Annotated in this window: 7 protein-coding genes; 1 reads left to right on the plus strand and 6 read right to left on the minus strand. The window is 64.1% G+C overall.

All coding sequences use genetic code 11. The features are described from left to right. The 4 genes from AHiyo1_RS00825 to AHiyo1_RS00840 all read right to left on the minus strand — a co-directional run. A partial coding sequence (locus tag AHiyo1_RS00825) for a glycosyltransferase (protein ID WP_253257099.1) occupies positions 1–970 on the minus strand: 970 nt, incomplete at its 3' end. Continuing rightward, positions 903–2,090 carry a hypothetical protein gene (locus AHiyo1_RS00830; RefSeq protein WP_253257100.1) on the minus strand — a complete coding sequence of 396 codons (1,188 nt, stop codon included), beginning with the start codon at positions 2,088–2,090 and terminating at the stop codon, positions 903–905. The genes AHiyo1_RS00830 and AHiyo1_RS00825, both read right to left, overlap by 68 nt. Beyond that, positions 2,083–3,117, minus strand: a complete 1,035-nt coding sequence (locus tag AHiyo1_RS00835; protein ID WP_059387302.1) for a glycosyltransferase family 2 protein — start codon at positions 3,115–3,117, stop codon at positions 2,083–2,085. Before AHiyo1_RS00835 ends, AHiyo1_RS00830 begins: the two co-directional genes overlap by 8 nt. 1 nt (position 3,118) lies before the next feature. Beyond that, a complete protein-coding gene (locus AHiyo1_RS00840; RefSeq protein WP_084784283.1) occupies positions 3,119–3,991 on the minus strand; it encodes a glycosyltransferase family 2 protein in 873 nt (290 codons plus the stop codon). Between the two features lie 644 nt (positions 3,992–4,635). On the opposite strand from AHiyo1_RS00840, the gene AHiyo1_RS24340 reads away from it, so the two are divergent. Next, positions 4,636–5,283 carry an AfsR/SARP family transcriptional regulator gene (locus AHiyo1_RS24340; protein ID WP_059387303.1) on the plus strand — a complete coding sequence of 216 codons (648 nt, stop codon included), beginning with the start codon at positions 4,636–4,638 and terminating at the stop codon, positions 5,281–5,283. A gap of 246 nt (positions 5,284–5,529) precedes the next feature. Here the strand turns inward: AHiyo1_RS24340 and AHiyo1_RS00850 are convergent, their stop codons facing one another. Together AHiyo1_RS00850 and AHiyo1_RS27790 are read right to left on the minus strand one after the other, a co-directional pair. After that, complete coding sequence (locus AHiyo1_RS00850; RefSeq protein WP_059387304.1) at positions 5,530–5,985, minus strand: hypothetical protein; 456 nt, start codon at positions 5,983–5,985, stop codon at positions 5,530–5,532. A 2,017-nt stretch (positions 5,986–8,002) separates the two neighbouring features. After that, the gene (locus AHiyo1_RS27790) at positions 8,003–8,782 is read right to left on the minus strand and encodes a phosphatidylglycerol lysyltransferase domain-containing protein (RefSeq protein ID WP_340639279.1); all 780 of its coding nucleotides are present in this window, start codon (positions 8,780–8,782) and stop codon (positions 8,003–8,005) included. Positions 8,783–8,951: the final 169 nt, after the last annotated feature.

Raw genomic sequence — 8,951 nt, forward strand, 5'->3', positions numbered from 1 at the left:
GAGCATGCCCAATTGCACGGTCAGCATGGTCGCGGAGACCACGGCAGAGGCCAACCCCACGACGGTCGGCAGGAATCGCCAGGGCGGCAAGGGCCCAGAACAGCAGCCCGGCTGCCATTGGCGCGATCCGGGCGGCGGCCAGCCACACGGCGTTCCCGCCAAGGGAAAGTTCCCGTCCGGGACGGTGCAACAAGGTGCCCCCAAGTGACCGGTAGTTAAACAGGACGAAGCCGGCCCAGTAGGGCAGGTATCGGGGGGCCGTGGCCAGGGAGAGAAGGACGCCACGGGCCGTTGCCAGCAACGGCAGGAACACCATCCATCCCGCGCGGCGGGGGTGCTTGCTCATGGTGCGCGCCAAACCGGCCCCGTCCTGAACCCACTGGTCACGGGCGTGCTCAAAGCTGTCACCGAAGCGGTGCCTGACGAAGGTGGTGGGGGAGACCCCGAGGCGGCATCCGGCGTCCTCGAGCCGGATCCGGAGCTCTACGTCCTCGCCCGAGCGGAAGGTCTCATCGAACCCGGCCTCGAGCAGAACGCTGCGGCGCATGAGCGTGGCACTGACGCCGAACCAGGACCGGACCCTGCTGTGGTTATGGTGCCAGGCAAGGGCGGCTCCCCAGTAGCCGGGGCCGTCAGGCTCGCTCACGAGTCCGAACTGCAAACCATCGAAGCCGCCTGCCTGGAACTCTTCCTTCAGTTTTGCCAGGACGCCTGGGGGCAGGATGACGTCGGCATCAATGAGCGCGACAAGATCGGCGTGCGCGGTTCTGGCACCGATCATGCGTGCAGCCGGCAGTCCGCGCCCTCTGTCGGAGATGACGCGTGCCCCGTAGGAGCGGGCGATCTGCACGGTGGAGTCATGGGAACATCCGTCGATGACGATCACCTCGCGGGGGTTCTGGTCAAAGACGGACTTCAGGCATTCGGCCAGCCAGTTGGCGGCGTTGCGGGCCGGGATCACGACAGACACGTCCAGGACGCTGCCAGAACTCGTGTTCCTGCTCACGGCCGGCCGTCCGCCATGGAGGTGACGGTGCCCGCGACGTGGTCGGAGGTCCGGTCGGCCGACCATGCCGCCGGGAGGCGCAGCACGAAGCAGGGAACGTCACCCAGCGCGCGGGTGATGAGCGAGGTTTTTGCGGAGAAATGCCCGCCCAATGGCACGAGTCCTGTGGCCCCGAGCGCTCGATGAGCCGCCGCGACACCAAAGGCAGTTCCGAATGAAAGTTGCCCACAATGCGTTCAGCCATCCATGCCTGTGTCCGCCGCTCCAACCGGGCTTCCGCTCCGTCAAACCGTTCAAGGAAGACGGCGAGCCGGGTAGGCGCCTTCGCAGCGATTTTCTCTGCGCCGAATACGTCTGCCGGGTGGACCATTCTGTGTTCCGGTGACCAGCGTCGGGTGAACGCGGCGGTGCGTGGATAGCGGACGATGACGGGGTGTACTGCGGTGGCCAAACTGCTGACCGTTGACGTCAGCCAGCCCGGTGCGAGCGGTTTGCGGACCCCTTGGAACAGCTCAGGATAGATGGGCCGGTGGTGGGGTTTGATGAACATCGGTTTTGCGTAGGACAGGAGGGTCCCCTCCGCGGTTATGAATCCCCAGTCATCGGCCATGAAGCCGACGCCCGGCATGGCCACAAGTTTCGCAACCGTACTGGTCTTCCCGACCCCGCCCCATGCGGGGAGCAGGATGCCCGCTCCCCGATAGTCCACCATCGCCGCGTGAAGCATCGCGGTATCCTGCCGGATGCACAACTGGTCCAGGAGCGGCACCACCGCTGTCAGCAGTTCACCCGCCCCCTCAACTGCGAAGCCGTTCTCCGTGCGGATGACCTGAACCCGGTCTTCCGGGAGGAACAAAGAATCGTCTGTGTACCGGTAGGCGTCTTCGGCACGGGACTGCGCGGGAACCTTAGTCAGGGTCCCGCTGATGTTCAGCTGCAGGTTTGAAGCCGAGGGGCCGAGGAACGGGGCGAGCATATCGCGTAGTTGTGCCTCACCTGGCGTGCCCGGGGCTACCCGGATTCCGACTCGGCCGTGGACGTCAAAGGCAACTGCGGGCGACGTGATGATCTGCTGGTTAATCATTGGTCCGGCCTCCACCTTTGTTGCGAATGAGACGGTGCAAAAGGATGGGGTCGGATCGGTGCGCCCGGTGCGGTGATGTCTGCCAGAGGCTGTGCAGATAACCGAGTGTGGTGACGGCCAGGACCGCTACGATCACGCCCGCCCGGGCAAGCCCGCCCGCGTCGCCGTCGTGCGTGAAGGAGCGGATCCCGGCCAGAACAGCGCGCGGGAGCACGCGGCGGACGTATCGGCGTTCCGGTCCAAGGATTTCGGCCCGGCCCAAAAGGCGTGTCACCTGGGCCTTCGAAACACCCTCTGACCAGGCTCTCGCCAACATGTAGCGCAGGGTGCCGCGTGCGGCCGGCACATGGTGGCGAACCACCGCTGCCGGTTCGTAAACCACGCGGGTTCCGGGGGAACCGATGGATGCCCTCAGACACAATTCAGTCTCCTCGCATCCAAGCGGACGATCACTTTGCCGGCCAAGGGACGCATTGAACCCGCCGACCCGCCCAAAGACATCGCCGCGGAAGGACATGTTCGCGCCGATCACGTTACGCACCTGCGCCGCGACTCTGGGCAGTCCCTTATGGGTGCACCCGACAATCCAATCAAGCTCTTCAGGGAAGTGCGCCGGACGACCCGATTCCCACACGGGTTCAACCCTGCCCCCGACCGCCAACACGTCTGGATCCTCATACATCAGGACAAGCCGCGCCAGCCAGTCCGGGGCAGCTTCGGCGTCATCGTCGAGGAAAGCAACAATGTCGCCGGTTGCCGCCGCCACCCCGGTGTTGCGGGCGCCGGACAGCCCCGGCGGCCCGGAGTTCTCCACCGTTTCGACCCCTGTCAGCGCACCTGTCAGCCGCCCGTACAGACTCAGCCGCCGGTACAGATCCGTGTTATGGTCAACGACGACAACAAGCTGTTCCGGGCGGAACGTCTGGGCACGAACGGATGCGATCCCGCTCAACAGTAACTCCCACCGGGCTTCGGTGAAGCAGCAGATCACGACGCTGATGCTGGGCCGGCCGGCACCGGCGGGCATCTCAACCGCCCCCCAGCGTCGCCAGGACCGTGTGCGGGTCGGTAGGAACGTGCGGAAGCCTCATGTCCGGGTACCGGTACTTCACGCGCCGGAGAGCCTCCGGCCTTGCCCCCGCCGTCGGCGCATCCCATCCGACGCACTCACGGGTCAGGGTGCGCAGGACCCGCCAGCCGTCGCGGAAGGTCTGCAGATGTGAATTGCCTGAAATGCGGGACAGTTCATGGCTGGGCACCTCGGCGATGCGAAGGCCCGCCTTCGCTGCCCGCGATACGAGCTCGGTCTCGATTTCGAAACCGTCGGACTTGAGTTCCAGGATCTCCAGGCACTCCCTGCGGAAAGCGATATACCCGTAGCAAAGATCCGAGAAGTTACAATGCAGGGCCTTGTTCGCCAGACCTGTGAGCGCACGGTTCCCGAGGTTTCGCAAACGCGTCAGGTCGTCGGAACCGCCGCCGGTGACATATCGGGAGCCCTTGACGAAATCGTGGTCGTGCTGGAGGGGTGAGACGAACCAGCCGATTTCCCTCGGGTCCATGCTGCCGTCCGCATCTAGCATGACGATGATGTCCCCGGTTGCCGCCGCGAAGCCTGCCCGCATCGCGGCGCCCTTGCCGGCGTGCAGCTCGTTCACCACGACGACGTCAAAGCGAAGCGCGCGCGCCACGTCCACTGTGAGGTCTTCGGACCGGCCGTCCACGATAATCACTTCGTCAACGTACGACGGGATCCGTCTAAGCACCCACGGCAGATTCAACGCTTCATTCAGGGTGGGAATCACCACACTGATCGACGCAGCAGGGAACGACGTCCCCGGGCCTGACGCTGCCGGGGTCCGGCCTGTGGCAGGCTCCAACTGCCCGATGGACACCGCCATCACCCCCGACCGTTGACCCGCACGAATGCGGAACCCCGACGGAAAAATGTACGGCGGCCGCTTTCGGACCGTCGCCGGGATAGGGGGCCTGGATGATTCATGACCGCACCTCGATCTCACTCATCGTTACACACACCAGGTCTGGTGCATGTAGCGATGAGCATGAAACCGTGCCCGTTACAGCGCCGTTACAAGGATCCGGCCAGGAGGTGATCGCTTCAGCCCTGAGCCTCAACTACGGGTCTTGGGGGTCGCTTCCGGCAAGTAGGACATCCGTAGTGGGAAATTCGGGGAGCCCTGTTTCGAGTAGTGGCTACTCGCGACCGGCATGGCCTTGGCTGGGTAGTGTCGGGATATTCAACGTGTTGTGCCAGGCTGAACGACGAAAGCACCCGAGATGGAACTTTTCCAGTCAAAGACATTCCCTGGGTCCGAAGACGGTGGAGTCCGTCAGGTTCAGGCATCAGCTGCGGCGTCAGGCCGGACGTCTCCGAACCCTCCCGGTGGTATTCCGGAGCTGCCGGCCCCAGACCCGGGGACACAGCGGCAGAGAACCGGACGGTTACGCCGGTCGACACAGCAGACGAGAACCGCCCGGAATCAGGCAACAAGGCAGGTATCCGACGTTCGATGGGGTATGGGACATGGTGTCAATTCCAGAGCCTGAGTGGTTCCTGACCCTGCTTAATGGGTGGACGCTGACGCGGGACGGCCGGCGGGTGAAGGTAGCGCATCGGCAGCAACGCCTGATCGCTGCGCTGGCCCTTCTCGGCGAGCGGCCGCGTACTTTCCTTTCCGGCCTTCTCTGGCCGGACTCCTCCGAGGCCCAGGCTGCGGTTGGCCTCAGGGTGAGCATCTGGCATATCAACCACGAGCTCCCCGGCCTGCTCCATGCCGACGGAATCACGGACGTTTCCGTGGCCCTCAGCGAACAGCTCAAGGTCGATATCATCGACCTTGAGCGCGATCTTCATGCCCCGGTCTCCGGGCTGCACGGTTCGTACCCGCGGTGGGAACGGCTGCGGACCGCGGAACTCCTTCCGGGATGGTACGAGGACTGGATCCTGGTCGAACAGGAACGCTTCCGGGCCCTGCGGACGTCAGCCCTCGACTCCATCGCCGCATACCAGCTTAGCCAGGGAAATGCCGAGGAAACCAAAGTGGCCACTGCAGCGGCAATCTCCTTGGAACCGTTCCGGGAATCCTCCTACCGGCTGCTGATCCAGGCGCACCTCGCCACCGGCGATCTCGTCGCTGCGCTCCGCACTTATAGGGCTTCTCTGCCGCCCTGAGACAGGAATACGGTGTGGGCCCGTCCCCGTCCCTCGCCAAGCTCATCCACGGTGCCCTCGGATCCAGCGGTCGTGAAACGGCCCTCGGCAGTTTTCCGCTCACCCCGCTTACCCCGTCGCTTCCCACCGGTCACACCGTGATGACCGGCCGGAGGCCGACAGCGTAACGTCGGTCGGGGCTGAACGCCGCAAGAATCCAGGAGCCGTTGCCCGATGGCAGGGAACGGTTGTCGTGGTGGTCACCTCTCAGCCCCCGAGGCGGGCGAATGCAGGGCTGCCGCCGGCCAGCCTGCCGTCACGTACCGTGAACGGATACAGCCGCCCGACATCCGGTTCCTTGAGCCCTGCCACCGGGAAAAGAGCAGAAACCGTGTCGTCAAGCAAGAATGTTGCATCCGCAGAACCGTCCTCGCGCCCGAACGAGGCGCTGAAACGCCCGGAAGGCGATGCGTGCAGCAGGTCGAACGATCCCAAAACGCGTCCGCCGTGGAACCGGATGCCCAGACAACGGACGGTTGCGGTAAAGACATTGTCGGCGGTGAAGCCCAGCAGGAATTCTCCCGGGCCCGGCACCGGTTCACCCATCCGGACCGAAAGCAGGATTTCCGCCCCGAAATCGATCAGCAGAACCCGGTCCGGACCCGGGCCGCCCTGCCCGACGGCCGGCATCTGCGCCCCGTTGCGGATAGCTGCGCCGCCCATGGCTTTCTCCTGCCCGTACCACCAAATGACCTGCTTGCCTACAACTGTAAACCCGCAAACCGGGGCAAACCTCAACCCCATGTGAAGAGCGGCGAAAATGACGCCGAATCCGCGCCCAGAGGCTGACGAAAGGTCCGACGGGATCGGCCAGCTCCGGCGGCCGTCTGACGTTATCGTCCGGTCGCAAGCTTCTCGTTATCTTGCTCACCGCCAGCGCGTCGCGGCGGATGCTGCGATGAATGATGCAGCTGGGACGGGGGCGTGCTGCGGCCGTCTTGAAGGCCACCACGATCTTCGATGACCCTGACGGCATCCAGGCCGCTTTTGACGCCGAGGACGCGGCCGGTTCCATTGGGAGGACCGCAAGCCCGGGAAAGACGTCTCGATGGCTGTGGCCGACGTCGCGCGAGCCGTCCGGCCTGAGGCGTTCAAGGATGAGCAGGGGATGCGCATCGTCTGCGGAGCTCCAATGTGCGGATATCTCAAGCGCCGCCCTGGCGGATCCGGGCTCATCGCGTACGTCGAGCTCGTCCTGCCGGAAGACAATCCAAGGGAGATGGAGGAGGGGCCGAGCCGATGGAGAATCTACCCTGTCCTTGGCGTGGCCATGGGTCCCGCTCCCTACCCTACCGGACGAGGCGATGGGTGCGTCCGCGGACTCCTTCGGTCCGGCGAAACCTGGCAATCCGTCAGGTGTCCGGGCTCCTGACGGAGAACGGCTATTTTATTTGGTGCGGTGAGTTTCGTTGGTGAAGTCACTCGGTCCAGGGGACCAGGAACCGTGCAGCAATGACGAAGACGTAGGCGACCGGCGATTATCGATATCAGGATTCGAAGCCAGCAGTGTCCCCTCGGACGCTTGACCATCCGCTTAAGCATTCGTATCCTCCGTGTGCCGCGAGCAGAGTCACATCACGTGACGGGCATCATTTTACCCGGGCCGGCAGGGACGCTCTGCTGAGCGTGTCTTTTGGAGATGCTGACACCATTCCGTACGACGTCTCCCGCCTACTGAATCCGGCAGGTAGCCCAGGACCGGACGCTGCTTCTCCGTGGCCCACCGGTCTGCGGGTGATGCCATCTGGCCGGAAAAGCACTGACCTGAGTGCCCTGTTGGCTGCGGGAATCTGCACCTACTTTCGGACCATTTGGCCGGGGTACAATGCGGGAGCGGTTGGGTGCTTGAGTGCTTCGGTGGAGGGTTCGTCCCTGTCGGGTTTGCCGAAAGGGCTTGAGCCTGCTGATCTGCGGCGGTCCCTCGCCGGCCGCGACCGCGCACCGCGACCGGGCGTGATGCCGTTGTTGGCGCGGATGGGATTGCCGTTGAGGACCTGCCGGTGACGATGATCGTGCCGTGACCGATGTTCTTTGTGCATACTGCGACTCAGGGCCGTCATTTCAACACACGGCGATTGTCTTGGCATGGTTGATGCCGGAGATAATCCTGCGTCAGTAGACCTTCATGTATTCAAAGCGATCCCAGCATTCGGTTGAACAGAACTTCGACTTCAAGTTACGGGGCAGGCGTTTTCCGCAGAACCGGCATGACTTTTCGAACAGGAATATCCGACGGAGCTTGGTGAACATACGGGACCTTCATCGATTGACGGGCGCGAGGCACAACCCAAGACGACCGGAGGAAGAGCGGGCTTCGTCCGCAAAGGTACCCGAGGCAACGCGTGTTATCCGGCGTGCCGGCACGATCTTAACGCATCCTTTACGCCATGGCGCTTGTTTCTGACGGACAGAACACCAGCATCGGTTGGCCTCCTGCACAACTGATCGGAACCGGGCGGGACCTTGTGTACGCGGCGACGTGATGCAGACATTTCTGCATTCCTCATTGCTGTAGGCCCCGATTGTCAGGTGATCGCTGTCCCGGAACTCCGCGGCGGCCCACGCCCAGGTGTTCGGTCAGGGGTGCTTCTTTGTCCTTTATAGCTTTTGCTTGCGTCGAAGTGTGAAGTCCGCGAGGATCTCTCCGGTGCTTGCCGGCGGAGGATCCGGCGGGCCAGGATCAGCCCTGCTCCGAGGTTGAGGGTGGGCAGGTAGGCCCTGGTGATGGCGGTTCCGATGGCGGCCAGGGACGCGGCGTCGGGGTACAGCATGTAGAGGGGTTCGTACCGGGGCTGGATTTTGCTTTGAAGGCCAGGAGGGACCTGAACCCGTACACCGGTTCCAACGTCGCCCCCAGCCAGTCGAGCAGCCGGTCAAGGCTGCCGGATGGCCGGGTTCCTGCCTCCGGCGGTGGCATATTCGGGTCCTCGGCGATCCGTGCGAGGGGTGCTCCGGAGAGGCTGAGGAAATCGCATCCTTCATCCTTGAGGCTGAGGGACGCGGAGGCGATGAGGAATTCGACGCTGCGCGGAAGCCGTTGCTGCGGCGACGCATGAAATCCAGGGTCCAGCCCACGATGTGCCCTTGGCGGTAGACGGGCAGCCAGGAGGTGACGGTGGCGAGCAGGGCGATGGTCAGTGCAAGGGGCATGAGCAGCGGCAGGGCGAGGGTAAGGGGTTGCGAGGAGGCCGATCCTTCGATCGCGGTGATCCCCTCGCTTGTTCCGGTGTTCGGGGGCGCCGCTTGTAGGGCTGCGGTGATGGTGATTCCGGCGAGAACGGACAGCCCCACCTGGATCAAAAGGGTCCCCACCCAGGCAAAGCGCCGTCCGCGGCGCAGGCCGTCGGCGAGCAAGAGCAGGAGGAAGGACGGGAGGATGGCCATGAAGATCCCGCCGACTCCGGCACGCAACTGCAGCTGTGCGACGGCACAGTCCTTCGCTTGCGCCGGATCCGAGCAGAGGTTCTGGAGTGTTTGGGGGTCCACGGGCTGGATGTTGGTGAACAGGAAACGCAGGATGGACAACGGCCCCACCGCATGCGGGATGAGCCCGGCGACCACCGGACCGATCGCCGACGCGGCAATAAGCAGCGCGATCAGCACGCGGCCTTCGTGCCGGGTACTGACAG

The sequence above is a fragment of the Arthrobacter sp. Hiyo1 genome (assembly GCF_001263615.2).
In the GTDB taxonomy this organism is placed as follows: Bacteria; Actinomycetota; Actinomycetes; order Actinomycetales; family Micrococcaceae; genus Arthrobacter.